This window comes from Lentzea sp. NPDC058450 (genome assembly GCF_042721395.1).
Taxonomy (GTDB): Bacteria; Actinomycetota; Actinomycetes; order Mycobacteriales; family Pseudonocardiaceae; genus Lentzea.
The window spans coordinates 197,684-215,343 of sequence record NZ_JBHXLO010000015.1; the positions used below are offsets into that span (position 1 = coordinate 197,684).

20 protein-coding genes are annotated in these 17,660 nt (G+C 70.6%); 8 read left to right on the top strand and 12 right to left on the bottom strand.

Annotation, left to right across the window (positions count from 1 at the left end):
• Positions 1 to 3: 3 nt before the first annotated feature.
• The 7 genes from ACFWNN_RS24065 to ACFWNN_RS24095 form a co-directional block, all read right to left on the bottom strand.
• Positions 4 to 828: a shikimate dehydrogenase gene (locus ACFWNN_RS24065; protein WP_382442167.1), complete on the bottom strand. Its 825-nt coding sequence runs from the start codon at positions 826 to 828 to the stop codon at positions 4 to 6.
• Positions 828 to 2,063: an endolytic transglycosylase MltG gene (mltG, locus tag ACFWNN_RS24070; RefSeq protein WP_382442168.1), complete on the bottom strand. Its 1,236-nt coding sequence runs from the start codon at positions 2,061 to 2,063 to the stop codon at positions 828 to 830. The genes ACFWNN_RS24065 and mltG overlap by 1 nt, the downstream gene beginning before the upstream one ends.
• The gene (gene ruvX / locus ACFWNN_RS24075; protein WP_382442169.1) at positions 2,060 to 2,548 is read right to left on the bottom strand and encodes a Holliday junction resolvase RuvX; all 489 of its coding nucleotides are present in this window, start codon (positions 2,546 to 2,548) and stop codon (positions 2,060 to 2,062) included. The genes mltG and ruvX overlap by 4 nt, the downstream gene beginning before the upstream one ends.
• Positions 2,535 to 5,204, bottom strand: coding sequence for an alanine--tRNA ligase (gene alaS / locus ACFWNN_RS24080; protein WP_382442170.1), 2,670 nt, complete (start codon positions 5,202 to 5,204; stop codon positions 2,535 to 2,537). The genes ruvX and alaS overlap by 14 nt, the downstream gene beginning before the upstream one ends.
• Before the next feature lie 58 nt (positions 5,205 to 5,262).
• Positions 5,263 to 5,532 (bottom strand): hypothetical protein, encoded by a 270-nt coding sequence (locus ACFWNN_RS24085; protein WP_285642355.1) that lies wholly within the window; start codon positions 5,530 to 5,532, stop codon positions 5,263 to 5,265.
• A complete protein-coding gene (locus ACFWNN_RS24090) occupies positions 5,529 to 5,921 on the bottom strand; it encodes a DUF948 domain-containing protein (RefSeq protein ID WP_382442171.1) in 393 nt (130 codons plus the stop codon). The genes ACFWNN_RS24085 and ACFWNN_RS24090 overlap by 4 nt, the downstream gene beginning before the upstream one ends.
• Before the next feature lie 93 nt (positions 5,922 to 6,014).
• A complete protein-coding gene (locus tag ACFWNN_RS24095; protein WP_382442172.1) occupies positions 6,015 to 6,509 on the bottom strand; it encodes a DinB family protein in 495 nt (164 codons plus the stop codon).
• Between the two features lie 135 nt (positions 6,510 to 6,644).
• On the opposite strand from ACFWNN_RS24095, the gene ACFWNN_RS24100 reads away from it, so the two are divergent.
• A complete protein-coding gene (locus ACFWNN_RS24100; protein WP_382442173.1) occupies positions 6,645 to 7,223 on the top strand; it encodes a GNAT family N-acetyltransferase in 579 nt (192 codons plus the stop codon).
• On the opposite strand, the gene ACFWNN_RS24105 is transcribed toward ACFWNN_RS24100, so the two are convergent.
• The 4 genes from ACFWNN_RS24105 to ACFWNN_RS24120 all read right to left on the bottom strand — a co-directional run bounded on the left by ACFWNN_RS24105 (position 7,220) and on the right by ACFWNN_RS24120 (position 10,243).
• The gene (locus tag ACFWNN_RS24105) at positions 7,220 to 7,855 is read right to left on the bottom strand and encodes a maleylpyruvate isomerase N-terminal domain-containing protein (RefSeq protein ID WP_382442174.1); all 636 of its coding nucleotides are present in this window, start codon (positions 7,853 to 7,855) and stop codon (positions 7,220 to 7,222) included. The genes ACFWNN_RS24100 and ACFWNN_RS24105 overlap by 4 nt on opposite strands.
• A gap of 10 nt (positions 7,856 to 7,865) precedes the next feature.
• On the bottom strand, positions 7,866 to 8,378 hold the full coding sequence (locus ACFWNN_RS24110; RefSeq protein WP_382442175.1) for a DUF6346 domain-containing protein: 513 nt from the start codon (positions 8,376 to 8,378) through the stop codon (positions 7,866 to 7,868).
• 97 nt (positions 8,379 to 8,475) lie between these two features.
• Positions 8,476 to 8,862: a RidA family protein gene (locus ACFWNN_RS24115; RefSeq protein WP_382442176.1), complete on the bottom strand. Its 387-nt coding sequence runs from the start codon at positions 8,860 to 8,862 to the stop codon at positions 8,476 to 8,478.
• 31 nt (positions 8,863 to 8,893) lie between these two features.
• Positions 8,894 to 10,243 carry a replication-associated recombination protein A gene (locus tag ACFWNN_RS24120; RefSeq protein WP_382442177.1) on the bottom strand — a complete coding sequence of 450 codons (1,350 nt, stop codon included), beginning with the start codon at positions 10,241 to 10,243 and terminating at the stop codon, positions 8,894 to 8,896.
• A gap of 37 nt (positions 10,244 to 10,280) precedes the next feature.
• Here ACFWNN_RS24120 and ACFWNN_RS24125 point away from each other — a divergent pair, with 37 nt between their 5' ends.
• From ACFWNN_RS24125 to ACFWNN_RS24150, 6 genes are all read left to right on the top strand, one after another.
• Complete coding sequence (locus ACFWNN_RS24125) at positions 10,281 to 10,859, top strand: uridine kinase (protein ID WP_382442178.1); 579 nt, start codon at positions 10,281 to 10,283, stop codon at positions 10,857 to 10,859.
• Positions 10,860 to 10,931: 72 nt separating this feature from the next.
• A complete protein-coding gene (locus tag ACFWNN_RS24130; protein ID WP_382442179.1) occupies positions 10,932 to 11,927 on the top strand; it encodes a hypothetical protein in 996 nt (331 codons plus the stop codon).
• Positions 11,914 to 12,513 (top strand): DUF4129 domain-containing protein, encoded by a 600-nt coding sequence (locus tag ACFWNN_RS24135; RefSeq protein ID WP_382442180.1) that lies wholly within the window; start codon positions 11,914 to 11,916, stop codon positions 12,511 to 12,513. The genes ACFWNN_RS24130 and ACFWNN_RS24135 overlap by 14 nt, the downstream gene beginning before the upstream one ends.
• The gene (locus ACFWNN_RS24140; protein ID WP_382442181.1) at positions 12,510 to 13,541 is read left to right on the top strand and encodes a DUF4350 domain-containing protein; all 1,032 of its coding nucleotides are present in this window, start codon (positions 12,510 to 12,512) and stop codon (positions 13,539 to 13,541) included. Before ACFWNN_RS24135 ends, ACFWNN_RS24140 begins: the two co-directional genes overlap by 4 nt.
• Positions 13,538 to 14,494, top strand: a complete 957-nt coding sequence (locus ACFWNN_RS24145; protein WP_382442182.1) for an AAA family ATPase — start codon at positions 13,538 to 13,540, stop codon at positions 14,492 to 14,494. The genes ACFWNN_RS24140 and ACFWNN_RS24145 overlap by 4 nt, the downstream gene beginning before the upstream one ends.
• 1 nt (position 14,495) lies before the next feature.
• Entirely contained in the window at positions 14,496 to 15,785 is a 1,290-nt protein-coding gene (locus tag ACFWNN_RS24150; RefSeq protein ID WP_382442183.1) for a DUF58 domain-containing protein, read from the top strand.
• Here the strand turns inward: ACFWNN_RS24150 and ACFWNN_RS24155 are convergent.
• Positions 15,782 to 16,789 carry a stage II sporulation protein M gene (locus ACFWNN_RS24155; RefSeq protein WP_382442184.1) on the bottom strand — a complete coding sequence of 336 codons (1,008 nt, stop codon included), beginning with the start codon at positions 16,787 to 16,789 and terminating at the stop codon, positions 15,782 to 15,784. The genes ACFWNN_RS24150 and ACFWNN_RS24155 overlap by 4 nt on opposite strands.
• Positions 16,790 to 16,808: 19 nt before the next feature.
• Between ACFWNN_RS24155 and ACFWNN_RS24160 the strand changes: the two genes are divergently transcribed.
• Positions 16,809 to 17,564 (top strand): RDD family protein, encoded by a 756-nt coding sequence (locus ACFWNN_RS24160; protein ID WP_382442185.1) that lies wholly within the window; start codon positions 16,809 to 16,811, stop codon positions 17,562 to 17,564.
• Positions 17,565 to 17,660: the final 96 nt, after the last annotated feature.

Below are 17,660 nucleotides of genomic sequence, written 5' to 3' on the forward strand. Positions count from 1 at the left end.
CGGTTACGCGCGGGCGGCCAGGGCGGCGTCCAGCGCCCGGCGCATCACGTCCTGCGGCGCGGGCTTGCCGGTGAACTGCTCCACCTGACCGAAAGCCTGGTGCAGCAACATGTCCAGGCCCGTCGCGAGGCGCGCGCCCGACTCCTCCACGGCCGCGGCGACCGGGGTCGGCCACGGGTGGTAGATCACGTCCAGCACGTACGGCGCGCGGGCGAGTGCGGCGGCCAGCGGCACGGTGGCCTCGGCCGGCACGGTGGACACCACGACGTCCGACGCGCCGCACAACAGCGGGAGGTCCACTGAGGACAGTTCGAGGACCTCGGCCTCGACGCCGACGCGGGACGCGGTCTCCGCCGCCTCGCCCGCGCGCGCAGGATCCCGCACCACCAAGGAAACCGTCTTCACGCCCAGCTCGGCGAGGCCGGCCAGCGCGGCCGTGGCCGTGCCGCCCGCACCCAGCACCACGCCGTTCGTGCCGCCGGAGAAACCCTTCTCCCGCAACGCTCCTACGACGCCATCGACGTCGGTGCAGTCGGCGTGCCACTCGGAACCGTTGCGCACCAGCGTGTTCGCCGCGCCCACGGCCGAGGCGCGCGGGGTCACGACGGACGCGAACGCCAGCGCGGCGCGTTTCGTGGGCATCGTGCAGGACAGGCCCACCCACTCCGGTCCGAGCGACGACACGAGGCCGGGGACGTCCGCCTCGGCGCATTCCAGGCGGGTGTACTCCCAGTCGAGGCCCAGGGCGGCGTACGCGGCGTTGTGCAGGACGGGTGAGAGCGAGTGCTCGATCGGCGAACCGATCACCGCCGCCTTCCGCAGCACCACTAGTAGACGCCCTCCTGCTGTGCCTTCTGGTCCTTGGCCTGGTGTTCCGGGTACGTGTTCGAGAAGCACGAGGTGCCGTCCTTCTCGCACTTCACGAAGTACAGGATCTTGTTGCCCGCGTCGCCGCCGTCCGGCTTGATCGCGGCCGCCACGGCCTGCTGCGAGGGCGAGCCGATGGGGGTCGGCGTCAGGCCCTTGCGGTTGTACGTGTTGTACGGCTGGTCCGCGTTGCGGTCCGCGTCGGACGTGCGGATGTGCGGCTGGTTGTTGCGGTAGTTGATGGTCGAGTCGAACTGCAGGTCCATCGGCTCGGCCATGCGGTTGTAGATGACCTGCGAGACCTTGCCGAAGTCCTTCTCGATCGCTTCCTTCTCGATCAGCGAGGCGATCACGAGGACCTCGTACGGCCGGAAGCCGGTGTTCAGGGTGCCGCCGGGGATGCCCGCGCCCTGCAGCTTCTGGGCGGAGGCGACGATGACGCTGCGGAGCAGCTCTACCGCGCTCACGCCCGGCTTGACCTGGTACACGCCGCGCATGATCAGGCCTTCGAGGCGGAACTGCGGCTCGGCGGCCTTCACGTCGGCGAGCGCCCAGTCCGGCACGCCGAGGGCGACCGGGTCGGTCTGCTCGGCGGCGGCCTTGATCTCGTCGCCGGTGAGGCAGACCTTCTGGCCGTCCTTCTCCGTGCAGCTCGCGGCGGCGAGCTGGGAGTAGATGCCGGGGATGGTCTTGCCGTTGGCCTGGATGTCGGTGAGCTTGATGCCGCCGACGAGCTGCACGGCCGGGACGCGCGTCTTCGGGTCGATCATCTTGGCCACCGCGCTCTGGCCGGACATCTTCGTCTTCATCAGGTAGAAGCCGGGCTGGATCGACGTCACGCGGGCGTCGGTCTTGCTGGCCTCGGTGAAGGCGCGCGCGGAGGCGACGACGCCGTTCTCGTACAGGGTGGCCGCGATCTTGCTGACCACGTCGCCGTCCTGGACCTCGACGATCGCGTCGGCCTCGCCGCTGCCCGCGAAGTCGTCGAACGACCCGATGCCGCGCAGTTCGCGGTAGCCGTAGTAGGCGCCGCCCATGCCGACGGCGAGGACCAGCGCGACGACCAGCCACAGGACCGTCTTCTTGCGCTTCTTCGCCTTGGCCCGCGCGTTGTCGCGCTCGCGGTCGCGCTTTCTGACCGGCCTTCGCTCGTCCACGTCGGGGTCGGTGAACAACCCGAGATCGTCGCCGCTCACGCCTCGTCCTTTCGGGCGGACACCGAACGTGCCCGTGCGTCCAGCCAAGATTGCAGGATCTCGACAGCAGCGGCCTGGTCGACAACGGCTCGCTGTTTCTTGCCCTTCACACCACGCTGCGCCAGCACCCGGCTCACCACGACCGTCGTCAGTCGTTCGTCGCTGAGCCGCACCGGCACCGGGGCGATGCGTCCGGCCAAGGCGGCAGCGTACGCCGTCGCCGCCTCGGCTGCGGGGCCGTGCCTTCCTGCCAGTGTCTTCGGCAGGCCGACCACGACCTCGACGACGTCATGGTCGGCGATGAGGCGTACGAGTTCCGTGAGGTCCGAGCCGCCCTTCTCGTCGCGTTTCAGGGTGACGAGCGGAGTCGCCAGGAACGGACTCGGATCACTTAACGAGACCCCCACACGAACCGATCCGACGTCGACGCCGAGCCTCCGACCGAGGCCCGGATCGTCGACACCAGGAACATCAGCGCTGCTCAAGCACCTTGTCCAGTTCGTTGGTCAGGGCCGTGATGGCCTCGGTGACACCGGACGGGTTGGTGCCGCCGCCCTGGGCCAGGTCGGGCTTGCCGCCACCGCGGGCGGCGATGGCCGGGCCGAACACCGGGACCAGCTTGCCGGCGGCGAGTCCCAGGTCACGGGCGGCGGCCGTGGTGGCCACCACGAAGCTGACCTTGTCGCCGTCGACCGAGAACAGGGCCACCACACCGGGCTTGGTGCCCAGGCGGTTGCGGACCTCGCCGCCGAGGGTGCGCAGGTCGTTGCCCGACACGCCCTCGAGGCCCAGGGCCACGAGCGACAGGCCGCGGATGTCGAGGGCCTTGTCGGCCAGCGCGCCGGCGTTGCCGAGCAGCTCGGCGGCGCGGACCTTCTCCAGCTCCTTCTCGGCGACCTTCAGCCGCTCGACCAGCGACTCGATCCGCTCGGGCAGGCCCTCGGAACCGACCTTGAGCATGTCGGACAGGTTCTGCACGATGGCGCGTTCCTTGGCCAGGAACCGCATGGCCTCGATGCCGACGTAGGCCTCCAGGCGGCGCACGCCGGACCCGACGGACGACTCGCCGAGCAGCGTGATGGCGCCGATCTGCGACGAGTGCTCGACGTGCGTGCCACCGCAGAGCTCACGGGACCACTCGCCACCGATCTCGATGACGCGGACGGTCTCGTCGTAGGTCTCGCCGAACAGGGCGACGGCACCCAGCTCCTGGGCACCGGCCATGTCGGTGTAGACGATGCTGACCGGCAGGTCGCGGCGCACGGCGAGGTTGGAGACCTCCTCGATCTCGCTCTTGGCCTCGGCGGACAGGCCACCGGTCCAGGCGAAGTCGAGCCGCAGGTAGCCGGGCTTGTTGTACGAACCGCTCTGCAGGGCCGACGGGCCGAGCACGTGCCGCAGGGCGGCGTGCACGACGTGCGTGCCCGAGTGACCCTGGCGGGCGCCGGTGCGCCACTCCGGGTCGACGCGGGCCTCGACGTGCTCGCCCTCGCTGACCTCGCCGGAGGTGACGCGGACCTGGTGCACCCACAGCTTGCGGGCGACCTTCTGCACGTCGAGCACCTCGAGCTCGGCGTTGGCCGTGACGATGGTGCCGGCGTCGGACTCCTGGCCACCGGACTCGGCGTAGAGCGGCGTGCGGTCGAGGACGACCTCGACGATGTCGCCTTCCTTGGCCGACTTCACGCGGGCGCCGTTGAGCACGATGCCGCGCAGGGTGGCCTCGGAGCTCAGCTCGGTGTAGCCGGTGAACTCGGTCGGCCCCTGCTCCAGCAGCTCCCGGTAGACCGACTGGTCGCCGTGGCCGGTCTTCTTGCCGGCGGCGTCGGCCTTGGCGCGGGCGCGCTGCTCGGCCATCAGCTTGCGGAACCCGTCCTCGTCCACGGACAGGCCGGCCTCGGAGGCCATCTCCAGCGTGAGGTCGATCGGGAAGCCGTAGGTGTCGTGCAGCTGGAAGGCCCTGTCACCGGGCAGCGTGGCGCGGCCGTCGGCCTTCACCTCGGCGGCGGCACCCTCGAAGATCCGCGAACCGGCGTCGAGGGTGCGCAGGAACGTGTCCTCCTCGGCCTTGAGCACCTGCTGGATGCGGGCGAACCCGCTGACCAGCTCCGGGTAGGCCTCGCCCATCGAGTCGCGGACGACCTCGGCGAACGTCTGCAGCACCGGCTCGGTCACCCCGAGCAGGCGGCTGCTGCGGATGATGCGGCGCAGCAGGCGGCGCAGCACGTAGCCACGGGCCTCGTTGCCGGGCGTGACACCGTCACCGACCAGCAGCACACCGCTGCGGGCGTGGTCGGCGATGACGCGGAAGCGGACGTCGTCGGTCTCGTCGGCACCGTACTTGCGGCCGGACAGCTCCTCGGCCCTGGTGATCACGGCACGGACCAGGTCGGTCTCGTAGACGTTGTCGACGCCCTGCAGCAGGTAGGCGACGCGCTCGACGCCCATGCCGGTGTCGATGTTCTTCGACGGCAGCTCACCGATGACCGGGTAGTCCTTCTTGGCACCACCCTCGCCGCGGATGTTCTGCATGAAGACGAGGTTCCAGATCTCCAGGTACCTGTCCTCGTCGACGACCGGCCCGCCCTCCTTGCCGTACTCGGGGCCGCGGTCGAAGTAGATCTCCGAGCACGGGCCGCACGGGCCGGGGACGCCCATCGACCAGAAGTTGTCCTCGACGCCGCGGCGCTGGATGCGCTCCAGCGGCATGCCGGCGACCTTCTGCCAGAGCTCGATGGCCTCGTCGTCGGTCTCGTAGACGGTGACCCAGATGCGCTCGGGGTCGAAGCCGTAGCCGCCCTCGTCCTGGGACTTGGTGATCAGCTCCCAGGCGAGCCGGATGGCGTCTTCCTTGAAGTAGTCGCCGAGCGAGAAGTTGCCGGCCATCTGGAAGAACGTCAGGTGGCGCGTGGTCTTGCCGACCTCGTCGATGTCGGGCGTGCGCACGCACTTCTGGATGCTCGTCATCCGCGGGGCGGGCGGCGGGGCCTCGCCGAGGAAGTACGGCTTGAACGGCACCATGCCGGCGTTGACGAACAGCAGGTTGGGGTCGTCGAGCAGGAGCGAGGCGCTGGGGATGTACTTGTGGCCGGCGTTCTCGAAGTGCTCGCGGAAGCGCTTGATGATCTCGTGGGTCTGCACGGGAAGTTCCTTGTTTCTAACGGGAGTTTGTCAGGGCACGGCTGTGGGGCGAACGGTGTCAGTGCTTGCCGTTCGCCCTGGGCGCTCGGCGCCCTGGCGTGAATCCCGTCTGACGTTCCACGGTGTCCTGCAACTCCTGTTCCCGTTCGGCCATTCCCGCGCGCACCTCGGCCCCGAAGGACCCGAGTGCGCCGGCGAGTTCGCGCAGGCCTTCGCCCACGTTAGCGCCGATACCGGCAGGGGTCGCCTGCTTTGTCACCTCGGCGGCCTTCTTCGCGACGAAGAGGCCTGCCGCGGCACCCAGCCCGAACCAGAAGAGGCGGCTCACTTCGCACCCCGCCTCGGACGGCGCTTGGCGTGCTTGTTGGGCTGCTCGGCGGCCTTGCGGCGCGCCTTGACTGCCTTGCTCACGCCGTACGACAGCGCGGCGGCCTTGACCAGCGGACCGCCGAGCGTGGCGGTGAAGAGGCTGGTGAGCGCGGAGACGTTGCCCGTTACGGCGCGCGCGTTGGCCGTGATGCCGTCGACGCGTTCGAGCTGCGTGTTCACGTGCGTCAGCGTCGTGTTGGCCTCGACGAACAACGGGTCCGTGTTCTGCTGGGCCTTCTGCATCGCTTTGGTCGCCTCGTCGAAGAACCGGGCCGCCTTGATCCCGACGACCAGCACCACTAGCGCGAGCAAAACGGCTGCACCGGCGGCGAGCCACCCTGGCGACACAGATCCTCCTGGTGAACAGGCGTGCGGGCTTGGTTGCGAGTGAGATTACCGGGTGGGTCCGACACCCACATGAGCGGCATCATTTGTTGATCTTCAACGACCTGTGGCGCCGTCGAGCTGCTCCCTGATGATGTCGGCGTGGCCCGCGTGCCGGGCGGTCTCGGTGGCCATGTGCGCGATGACCCACCGGAGGGTCTTCCGCCGGCCGTCGATCGGGATGACCGTGAGCGCCTCGGGGCTGCCGCCGAGTTCGACGACCAGGTCGCTCGCCGCGATCGCGGCGCGGTAGTCCTCAATCACCTCGGCCACGGCCAGGCCGGGCGGCACGGTCATGCTCAGGGCGTCGTCGGCGGGCTCGTCGCCGCCACCGACGGTGTGGGTGAACCAGAAGCGCTCGGCTCCGGCCAGGTGCCGGATCAGCCCCAGGATCGAGGTGCCGCTGGGGACGAGCGACCGGCGCAGCTGCTCCTCGGTGAGCCCTTCGGCCTTCTTGAGCACGCAGTGGCGCTGGAAGCTCAGGAACGCGATCGCCGTAGCGAGCTCGCCGGCATCGGTCCTGGGGACGGGTTCGCGCTGGGTTTCCTGCATTTGCCAGAACGTACGGGACAGCTCATTGACGCACGGCTGTCACAGCCTGTGAAATACCCGTCACACAGGGCTTGACACCCGGCCCTGCACCGCGTGGAGTTAGGCTACCCTAAGTTCGACCGTGCAGGAGGCCAAGTGAACCCGGTGACCCACCTGGACTCCTACCGGCCGCAGGTCACCGCCGGGCCTCCCCCGATACCCGCGCCGGGCCTGCCGTGGAGCGCCCGTCTGGTCCGGCCGGACGGCTACGACCTGCACCTCGTCCACCGCTGGAACTCGGCCCCGCACGTGGCGGCGTTCCGGCGGCAAGCGTTTCCGCTGGCGCGGTGGGAGCAGGCGTTGCGGGAGCAGCTGGCGGGCGACGACGTGCGGCCGCTGCTGATCAGCCGGCACGGTCGGCCGGTCATCTTCGCCGAGGTGTACCGCGCGGCCCGGCACGCCATCGCCTCCGGCTACTCCGCGCGGCCGCACGACCTCGGCCTGACCCTCGCGGTCGGCGAGCTCGCGATGACCGACCAGGGGCTGGTGCGGTCGCTGCTCCCCCGGCTCACCGACGCGCTGTTCGAGGCCGACCCGCACTGCACGCGCGTCGTGCTGGAACCGGACGTGACCAACACGCGCGCCATCCGCTCGTTCGAGGCGGGCGGCTTCACGGCGCTGGACGAGATCGTGCTGCCCGGCAAGGTCGCGCTGCTGATGGTGCGCAAGCGCTAGAACGCGGTGATGTCCCGCGGTGCGCGTTCCTTGCGGCTGAGCGCGCGCACCAGGTCGATCGCCTTGTGCTTGTTGAGCGCCATGCGGGTCAGCAGGTCGATGACGGTCTCGTTGACCTCGCGAGGGAACTCGGGTGTGTCGATGCCGACGCTCACCGCGAGGTCGTCGCTGTGCACGACGAACTCCATCAGACGGCTGACGAGGTACTCGTCCAGCGGTACCGCCCACGGCCCCCAGTGCGGCATCCGCACGCCGCGGTTCTCGCTGTGCGGCAACGACTTCTCCAGGGAGTGCAGGGCCTCTTCGAACCGCCGGCACAGATCTTGGTGGCCTTCGGCCGCGAGCTTCTCGCCGCCGGCGCGGATCCGCGTGTGGAACTCGGAGTCGACGTCCAGGTCGGTCCACTTGGCCCGCGCATAGTGCTCCATCAGCGACACGACCGGCTCGTCGCCCTGGGGCGCCTCGACCATGCCGGGCAGCGGAAGCGCTTGGTACGCAAGATGTCCGGCGAGGCCGCTGACCCCGAACTCCGGCAACGCGCTCGGCTCGTCCCAGTGCTTCGCGACCTGCTCGTGCCGCAGCAGGTCCAGGGCGATGCGGGCGCTGGCGAGGAAGTCTTCTCTGATCGTCACCTCACCGAACCTAGTCGCGGCCGATGTCGTCCCGCTGACGCTGCGCGTGCGCGATGATCTCGTCCCGCGAGGACGAGAGCTTCGGCATGTGCTTGTAGCTCAACGCCCACAGCATCAAGCCCATCAGCACGACCCAGCCGACGATCGTCCCGATCAACGCGAACGGCGCGAGGGTCGGATAGCGCTCGGTGTCTCGGTTCGACACCAGGTTCCGGAAGTTGTGCGTGGTGCTGACGGGGACTGGCTTGCCGATGTGCTCCGGGGTGAGAAACCCGCGCGACTCCATCCTGCGCGGGGGGCCGCCGTTCTCGCTCACGTCGACCTGGCAGACGTACCAGGCCTTGAACCCACCGGTCAGCGTGACCGGGTACTGCCGCTCGCACGACCTCGCCACCCCGACGAGGGTGCTGGTGGTCCGGCCGGGGTCGATCTGGTCGCCCAGGTGGGTCCACACCGTGGCCGCGGTGAGGTACCCCAGCGGTGGCATCACGAAGAAGACGAACAGAAATCCGAGAAACCTCATCCGCCCTGCTTCTCCTCCGGCCCGGCGCCGCAGGGACTGCCCTCGGCGCCCGCCCGTTCACCCGACGCGACCGGATGCTACTCCGAACAGACCAGCGCTACGCCGCGGCGATCACCTCGATCTCCACCAGCCAGTCGCTGACCAGCGTCGTCGCGACGATCGCCGTCGTCGGCACCGCGCGGCCTCCGAGAGCCGCGACTCGTGCGGCCGCGTTGGCCTCCGCGTACGACGCGTCGCGCAGGTAGCTGGTGAGGCGGACGATGTTGTCCACGGTCATGTCCGCCGACGCGAGGATCCTGCGGAGGTTGGCCCAGATCAGGTCGAGCTGCTCGGCGAGGCCGGCGCCGGGGTCGCCCGCCGCGTCGAGGCCCATGGTGCCGGAGACGAAGAGAAAGCGGGACGGGCCGCGGACTTCCATCGCGTGCACCCAGTCGCCGCCTGTCGCGTAGATGCCGTCGGTGGGGTTGTGCGGCACGAGTTCCATGGCTCGATCATGCGCGGGCCGCCAACCGGTTTTACTCGCCCCTGATGACGCGCCGCAGTTTCGGCAGGCGTTCGGAGACGGCTCGTTCGGCGCCTCGGCCCGTCGGCGCGTAGTAGTCGCGGCCCACCAGGTCGTCGGGGGCGTACTGCTGCGTGAGCACGCCTTCGGGCACGTCGTGCGGGTAGCGGTAGCCCTGGGCGTTGCCGAGTTTCGCGGCGCCCGCGTAGTGGCCGTCGCGCAGGTGCGGTGGCACGGAGCCGATGGCGCCCTTGCGGACGTCCTCGATGGCCGCGTAGATCGCGGTGGTGACGGCGTTCGACTTCGGGGCGGTGGCCAGGTGGATGGTGGCCTGGGCCAGGTTCAGGGCGCATTCGGGCAGGCCGATGAGCTGCACGGCCTGGGCGGCGGCCACGCAGGTCTGCAGGGCGGTGGGGTCGGCCATGCCGACGTCCTCGCTGGCGTGGATCACCAGGCGGCGCGCGATGAAGCGCGGGTCCTCGCCCGCCTCGATCATGCGCGCCAGGTAGTGCAGGGCCGCGTCGACGTCCGAGCCGCGGATGGACTTGATGAACGCCGACGTCACGTCGTAGTGCTGGTCGCCGTCGCGGTCGTAGCGGACGGCCGCCTTGTCCACTGTGGACTCCAGCAGGGCGAGCGTGATCACGCCGTCGTTGGAGGCCAGCGCGGAGTCCGCGGCGGCTTCCAGTGCGGTCAGCGAACGGCGGGCGTCGCCGCCGGCCAGGCGGATCAGGTGGTCCTCGGCCTCGGGTTCGAGCACGACGGCGCCGCCCAGGCCGCGGTCGTCGGCGACGGCCCGCTGGATCACGGCACGCACGCCGTCGTCGGTCAACGACTTGAGCTGCAGCACGAGAGAGCGCGACAGCAACGGTGAGACGACCGAGAAGAACGGGTTCTCCGTGGTGGCGGCGACGAGCAGCACGATCCGGTCCTCGACCGCGCCCAGCAGTGCGTCCTGCTGCGTCTTGGAGAAGCGGTGGACCTCGTCGATGAACAGCACGGTCGACTCGCCGGAGCGGACCAGGCGGCGCCGGGCCTCGTCGATGACCGCCCGCACCTCCTTCACGCCCGCCGACAACGCCGACAGCGCCACGAACCGGCGTCCGGTGGCGCGGGACACGAGCGTCGCGAGGGTCGTCTTGCCGGTGCCGGGAGGGCCGTAGAGCATCACGGACGCCGGGGTGGCGCCCTCGACGAGACGGCGCAACGGGGCGCCCGGCCCGAGCAGGTGGTCCTGACCGACGACCTCGTCCAGCGTGGCCGGACGCATCCGCACGGCCAGCGGGGCGTTGGCCGCGATGCGCTCGGCCTTCTCCTCGTCGGTCGCGCCGAAGAGGCCCTCGTCGAACAGACCTTCGCTCATGCGTTCGAGCCTAGGTCATGTGCGAGGATCGCGTTCCGTGCCCATCCCTCGTGCCGTGCTGCTCGCCGGACCCTCCGGCTCAGGCAAGTCGACACTCGCCGCCCACCTCGGCTGGCCGGTGCTGCGCCTGGACGACTTCTACCGCGACGGCGACGACCCGCTGCTCCCCCGCGACGACCACGGCAGGGCCGACTGGGACGACATCGGCTCGTGGAACGCGGACAAGGCGCTCCAGGCCGTGATCGAGCTCTCCGAGACCGGACGGGTCGAGGCGCCGGTCTACTCCATCGGTGAGGACCGCGCGGTCGGCACGCAGACGATCGAGCTCGGGGACGCGCCCGCGTTCATCGCGGAGGGCCTGTTCGCGGACCTGCTGGTCAAGGGCGCGCGGGAAGCCGGCGTGCTGCGGGACGCCATCGTGCTCGCGCCGAGTCCGCCCGTCACGTTCGTGCGCCGGTTCGCCCGGGACGTGGCCGAGGCGCGCAAGCCGGTGCCGACGCTGGTCCGGCGCGGGCTGAGGCTGATGCGCGAGCAACCTCAGGTCGTCCGCAGGTGCGTCAGCGCGGGCATGCGACGCACGACACCGGCCAGGGCGAGGACCGAGCTCGTTTCGTGATCGGGTTGACCGGTGCCGGTGGGGCTGATCTGGCAGGATGCCGCTCACACTAGAACCGGGGGTAGCCGCGAGATGTCCGAAACGCCCGGCTGGTCCTCACCCGACCAGCCCCAGAACCAACCGCCCCAGTACGGGCAGCAGCCGCAATACGGACAGCCGCAGTACGGGCAGCAGCCTCCGACCGGGCCGTCCATCAAGCCCGGCGTGATCCCGCTGCGCCCGCTGGCCGTCGGCGAGATCATCGACGGCGCCATCACGACCATGCGCCGCTACCCGAAGCTGATCATCGGCGCCGCCGCCGTGGTCGCCGCGGTCACCCAGATCCTCGGCCTGCTCGTGCAGCTGCCGTTCCTCGACGACCTCACCGCCGTCGTGACGCTCGACCCGAACACCACGACGCAGCAGGAGGCGATGAACCAGGCCACCGACGCCCTCGTCGGGTTCCTGTCCGGCTCGCTGATCAGCGTCGTGCTGCTGCTGCTCGGCACGGTCTTCCTGTCGGGCTTCATCACCGTCATCGTGGGTCACGCCGTGCTGGGCAAGCCGGTGACGTTCGCGCAGGCGTGGGAGGAGTTCAAGCCGCGTCTGCTGCCGTTGCTCGGCGCGACGCTGCTCTTCGGTCTCATCACCACCGTCGGCCTGATCCTCTGCATCGTCCCCGGCGTGTGGCTCTGGGTGATGTTCGGCCTGGTCACGCCCGCGCTGGTGCTGGAGCGCTGCGGCGTGAGCGCCGCGTTCGGCCGCTCGCGCAAGCTCGTCGACGGCGCCTGGTGGCGCACGTTCGGCATCCTGCTGCTCACGGTCGTCATCGGCGCGGTCATCGGCTGGATCGTCAGCCTGCCGTTCGAGGCGATCGGCCTCGCGATCTCGGGTGGTTTCAGCAACGACCCGGCCTCCGTGCTGAACCCGGCCTACCTGATCTTCGTGACCATCGGCGCCATCATCTCCTCGACGATCACGCTGCCGTTCAGCTCCGCGGTGACCGTGCTGCTCTACGTCGACCGCCGGATGCGCTCCGAGGGCATGGACATCGAACTCCAGCGGGCCGCGGGACATGGCGGTATCTGACGTACCGGTAGATCTCGGTCGCGACGAAGCGAGGGACGCGGCGGTACGGGAGCTCAGCGATCCGGCGTACATCTCCGGTGACCCGAACCCGTTGCAACGCGCCCTCGACTGGATCCTCGAACGCCTCGGCGCGCTGTTCGCCGGGGCGGGCGGCATGAGCGGCATCACCGCGATCACGATCATCGTGGCCGTGGTGGTGCTGATCGTCATCATCATCAGGCTCCGCACCGGACGCACGGGCCGTGCGCGCCGCAAGAGCGGTGACGTGTTCGGCACCGCCGTTCTGAGCGCGGCGGAACACCGTGCCGCAGCGGAGAAGGCGGCCGCGGCCGGTGACTTCGCCGAAGCCGTGCGCGAACGTTTCCGCGCTGTGGTGCGGGAACTGGAGCAACGCGGCGTGCTCGACGCACGGGCCGGGCGCACGGTGGACGAGGTGGCGTACGAGGCGGGGCAGGCGCTCCCGGGGCTCGCTCCCGACCTGCGCGGGGCCGCCGTCCAGTTCGACGACGTCTGGTACGGCGGCAGGCCCGCGACGGCAGAGGGGTACCAGCAGCTCGTGACCGTGGACGGCAAGGTGCGCGGATGACGTCGGTGTCCCCCGGCGCCGGGCGGATCTGGACGGCCGCGCGCGGCCCGCTGCTGATCGGCGTGATCATCCTGTTCGCCGCCGTCGTGATCACGTTGCTGCGCGGCACCGGCGCCGGCGGCGCGCTCGACCCCCGGTCGTACCGGCCGGAGGGCAGCCGCGCGCTCGCCCAGCTGCTGGAGCAGAACGGCGTGCGGGTCGAGCTCACCGAGGACGTGTCCTCGCTGGGCGACGCGACGCTGTTCGTGCCGCAGCCGAACCTGATCGACCCCGCACGGCTCGCCGAGCTGCAACGCACGGCGGCCGCGGCCGTGGTGCTCGCACCGGCCGGTGGCGCCGAACGGCTGGAGGTCGAGACGCGGCAGCCCGGCTGCCCGCTCGCGGCGAAGGCCGGTGCGGCGACCATGGGCGGCCTCACCTACAAGGGCGAGCTGAGCTGTTACGACTCGACCCTGGTGCGGTTCGGCACGGTGACGGTGATCGGCTACGGCGGGATCTTCACGAACCGCGACATCGACGAGGAGGGCAACGCGGCACTCGCGTTGTCGTTGCTGGGCCAGCACGAACGGCTGGTCTGGTACATGCCGGCGCAGGCCGACGTCACCCAGCAGAAGCCGGTGTCCGACCTGGTGCCGGACGGCTGGAAGTTCGCCGCCCTGCAGCTCGGGATCGCGGCCGCGGTGCTCGCGCTGTGGCGGGCCCGCAGGCTCGGTCGCGTGGTGCCGGAACGGCTTCCGGTCGTGGTGCGCGCCGCCGAGACGGTGGAGGGCAGGGCCAGGCTGTACCGCCGGGCGCACGCCGCCGATCACGCGGCACAGGTGCTGCGGCAGGCCACGCGCGACCGGCTGGCACCGATGCTGGGGCTGCCGGTGGGCGACGACCCGGTCGAGGAGATCGCCCGCAGGACCTCGCGTCCCGTCACCTCGGTGCGGGCGCTGCTGTACGACGACGGGCCGGTGGACGACCGGGGGTTGGTCGCGCTGGCCGCCGATCTGGATGCTCTGGAGAACGAGGTGCGCAAGGGATGACGGTCACCACCGAGGAGGCGCGCGCGGCGCTCGTGGCGTTGCGCGCGGAGATCGGCAAGGCCGTGGTGGGCAACGACGCCGCTGTGACGTCGTTGATCCTCGCTTTGCTGTGCAAGGGACACGTGCTGCTGGAGGGCGTTCCGGGCGTCGCGAAGACGCTGCTGGTGCGTGCACTCGCGCGCGCGTTGGACCTCTCTACGACGCGTGTGCAGTTCACGCCGGACTTGATGCCCGGCGACCTGACGGGCTCGTTGGTCTACGACTCGCACAACGTCGCGTTCTCGTTCCGCGAGGGCCCTGTCTTCACGAACCTGCTGCTGGCGGACGAGATCAACCGGACGCCGCCGAAGACGCAGGCGGCGTTGCTGGAGGCGATGGAGGAACGGCAGGTGTCCGCCGACGGCACGACGCGGCCGCTGCCGGCGCCGTTCATCGTCGTGGCGACGCAGAACCCCGTCGAGTACGAGGGCACCTACCCGCTGCCCGAGGCGCAGCTCGACCGGTTCCTGCTCAAGGTCACCATGCCGGTGCCGGCGCGGGAGCACGAGATCGACGTGCTGACGCGGCACGCGTCCGGGTTCGACCCGCGCGACCTGTCGGCGTTGCGGCCGGTGGCGAGCGCGGCGCACCTGGAGGCGGGATCGGCGGCCGTGCGCGCGTTGACCGTGGCTCCCGAGGTGATCGCGTACGTCGTCGACGTGTGCCGTGCGACCCGTCAGCACCCAGCGGTACGTCTGGGCGTTTCTCCGCGTGGTGCAACGGCTCTGCTCGCGGCCGCACGGGCGTGGGCGTGGCTTTCGGGTCGTGACTACGTGACGCCGGACGACGTGAAGTCGTTGGCACGGCCCGCGTTGCGGCACCGGCTGGAGCTGCGCCCGGAGGCCGAACTGGAGGGCGTGACGACGGACGGCGTGCTGGACGGCGTGCTCGGCGCCGTTCAGGTGCCGCGCTGACGTGGCGCTCACGGGTCGCGCGGGCCTGCTCGCGCTAGTCGGGGTACTCGTCGTAGGACTTCTCTTGCCGTCGTGGCAAGGGATTCTCGTCGTGTTCGCGTTGTTGCTCGTGTGTGTGGCCGTCGACTTGTTGTTGGCGGCGAGTGTGCGGGCGTTGACGTTCTCGCGCGCCGGATCAACTTCGGTGCGCACGGGTGAGGTGTGCACGGTGCAGTTGACCGTGCACAACCCCGGCCGGCGGTTGCGGGGCGTTCTCCGGGACGCCTGGGCGCCTTCCGCCGGCGTGGTCGAGGACCGCATCGACGTTGATGTTCCTGCCCGTGGGGCTCGCACGGCGTCGTTCGAGCTACGGCCCGTGCGTCGCGGCGATCGCGTGGCCGACCGTGTGACCGTGCGTTCCGTCGGGCCGTTGGGCATCGCGGCACGGCAGGGTTCGCACGAGGTGCCGTGGACGGTGCGCGCGCTGCCGCCGTTCCACAGCCGACGGCACTTGCCACCACTGCTGGAACGCCTGCGTGAGCTCGACGGCCGTCGGGCGTCGTTGATCCGGGGCGCGGGCACGGAGTTCGACTCGTTGCGCGCGTACGTGATCGGTGATGACGTGCGGTCGATCGACTGGCGTGCGTCGGCCCGGTCGTCGGACGTCGTCGTGCGCACGTGGCGGCCGGAGCGCGACCGTCAGGTGACGATCGTGCTCGACACCGCCCGCACCTCGGCGGGTCGCGTGGAGGGCGCGCTCGGCGGCCTGCCCCGGCTGGACACGTCGATGGACGCCGCGTTGCTGTTGTCCGCGCTGGCCGCGCAGGCCCGGGACCAGGTCGACTTCCTGGCGTTCAGCCACAAGGTGCGCGCGTCGGTGCCACGCGCGACCGTGCCGACGCTGGTGCAGGCGATGGCCCCGCTGGAGGCCGAACTGGTCGAGTTCGACTCCCGCGCCGCCGTCGCCGAGGTGCTGCGCCGGGCCGGGCGCCGGTCGCTGGTCGTGCTGCTGACGTCGCTGGAGCCGTCGATCGAGCACGGCCTGCTGCCGTTGCTGCCGACCCTGGCGTCCCGGCACCACCTGCTGATCGCGTCGGTGGCCGACCCGGCCGTGCACGCGATGGCGTCGGGCCGTGGCGGCCTGGAGGCCGTGTACTCGGCTGCTGCTGCGGAACGCACACTGGCCGAACGCCGTCGTCTCACCGCGTTGCTCGCACGGCACGGTGTCGACGTCGTGGAGGCACTGCCGGACGACCTGCCGCGCGCGCTCGCGGACCGCTACCTGTCGCTGAAGTCAGCGGGCAAGCTCTAGACGGAGACGGGGGCGACGTCCTCGCGTTCGCTCGCGTCGACGTCGCCGGTCTCGCCTTCCTGCGCGGCCCGGCGCCCGATCACGAACACGTACAGCAGGAACAGCACCTCGGCCACGACGCCGATGCCCACCCGCGCCCACGTCGGCAGCCCGGACGGCGTCACGAAGCCCTCGATCACACCGGACACGAGCAGCACCACGACCAGACCGAGCGCGACGGCCACGACCGACCGGCCCTCCGCGGCGAGCGCCTGGGCACGGGTGCGCCTGCCGGGGTCGATCACCTGCCAGCCCAGCCGCATGCCGATGCCCGCCGCGACGAACACGGCCGTGAGCTCCAACAGGCCGTGCGGCGCCAACAGCCCGAGGAACAGCTCACCGCGGCCCGCGCTGAACATCAGCCCGACGCCGAGGCCGACGTTCACGGCGTTGGTGAAGAGCAGGTAGATCGGCGGGAGCGCGAACAGCACGCCGAGCAGCAGGCACGCGGCCGCGACCCAGGCGTTGTTCGTCCACACCTTCGCCGCGAACGACCCGGCGGGATCGCTGGAGTAGTACGACTCGTAGCCGCCGCCGGCCCTGGTCATCTCGCGGATCTCCTCGGGCGCGGCGATGGCCGCCTGCACCTCCGGGTTGGACGCGATCCACGCGGCGATGATGCCGGTGACCAGGTAGAACGCGAGTCCGGCCGGCACCCACCAGCGCCAGCCGAGGTAGATCGCGGCGGGCAGCCGGTGCGTGAAGAAGCGGGTGAACACCTTCCACGCCGGGGTGTGCGTGCCCGTCAGCGCCGACCGGGCCTGCGCGACCAGCGTCGACAGCCGTTCGACCGTGGCCGGGTCGGGGGTCTGGCTGCGCACGATCGACAGGTGCGTCGTGACGCGCTGGTACAGCTCGATCAGCTCGTCGGCCTCGGCGCCGGTCAGCCTGCCGGGCCTGCGGGCGAGCTTGCCGAGCCGCTGCCACGACGCGCTGTGGCGCTCGATGAACACGTCCAGATCCACGATGAGTCACACTATCCGCGTGGGGGACCTGGTAACCGGTGAAGCCGTAGTTCTTGACCTTCGCGTAGCACAGCTCGCGAGCAGGGCGGTCGCGTTCGCGTTCGACGTCGCCCTGCAGTTCAGCCTGCTCGTCATCGTGTCGCTGATCGTGCCGGTCGGCATCGACGACGCGGCGCAGACGGCCCTGACGCTCACCCTCGCGGTGCTCGTCCTGGTCGGCTACCCGACGATCGTGGAGTCGCTGTCGCGCGGCCGGTCCGTGGGCAAGCTCGTCATGGGCCTGCGCGTGGTGCGCGACGACGGCGGCGCGATCCGCTTCCGGCACGCCCTGGTGCGCGCGCTCGGCGGGTTCTTCGTCGACTTCTGGGCGCTCGGGTTCGGCGGCGCGACGGCGTTGTTCGTGTCGTTGTTCTCGCCGCAGGGCAAGCGGGTCGGCGACTACCTGGCGGGCACGCTGGTGATCTACACCCGCGCCCCGCGCCAGGAGGTGGAGCTCGCCGTCATGCCGCCGCAGCTCGCGGAGTGGGCGTCGGGCCTCGACCTCTCGCAGCTGCCGGACGAGCTGGTGCTGGCGGCGCGGCAGTACCTGAGCCGCTACGGCGACCTGAACGACGCGGCCCGCGTGACGCTGGGCAACCGGCTGTCGGAGGACGTGGGCGCCGCGATCCGCTCACCGCGCAGCGTCTACACGGACCCGCACCCGTACCTGTCCGCGGTGCTGGCGGAACGACGCCGGCGCGCGACGCTCGACTCCGCGAACAAGTACAGCGCCTAGGTGTACTTGGCCGGGACGTTGGTAGCTGTGGATGGGTGTTGACGTGGGGAGAGCCTCCGGTTGGGGTGTGGTTTGTCTAGGACCCACGCCAGCCGG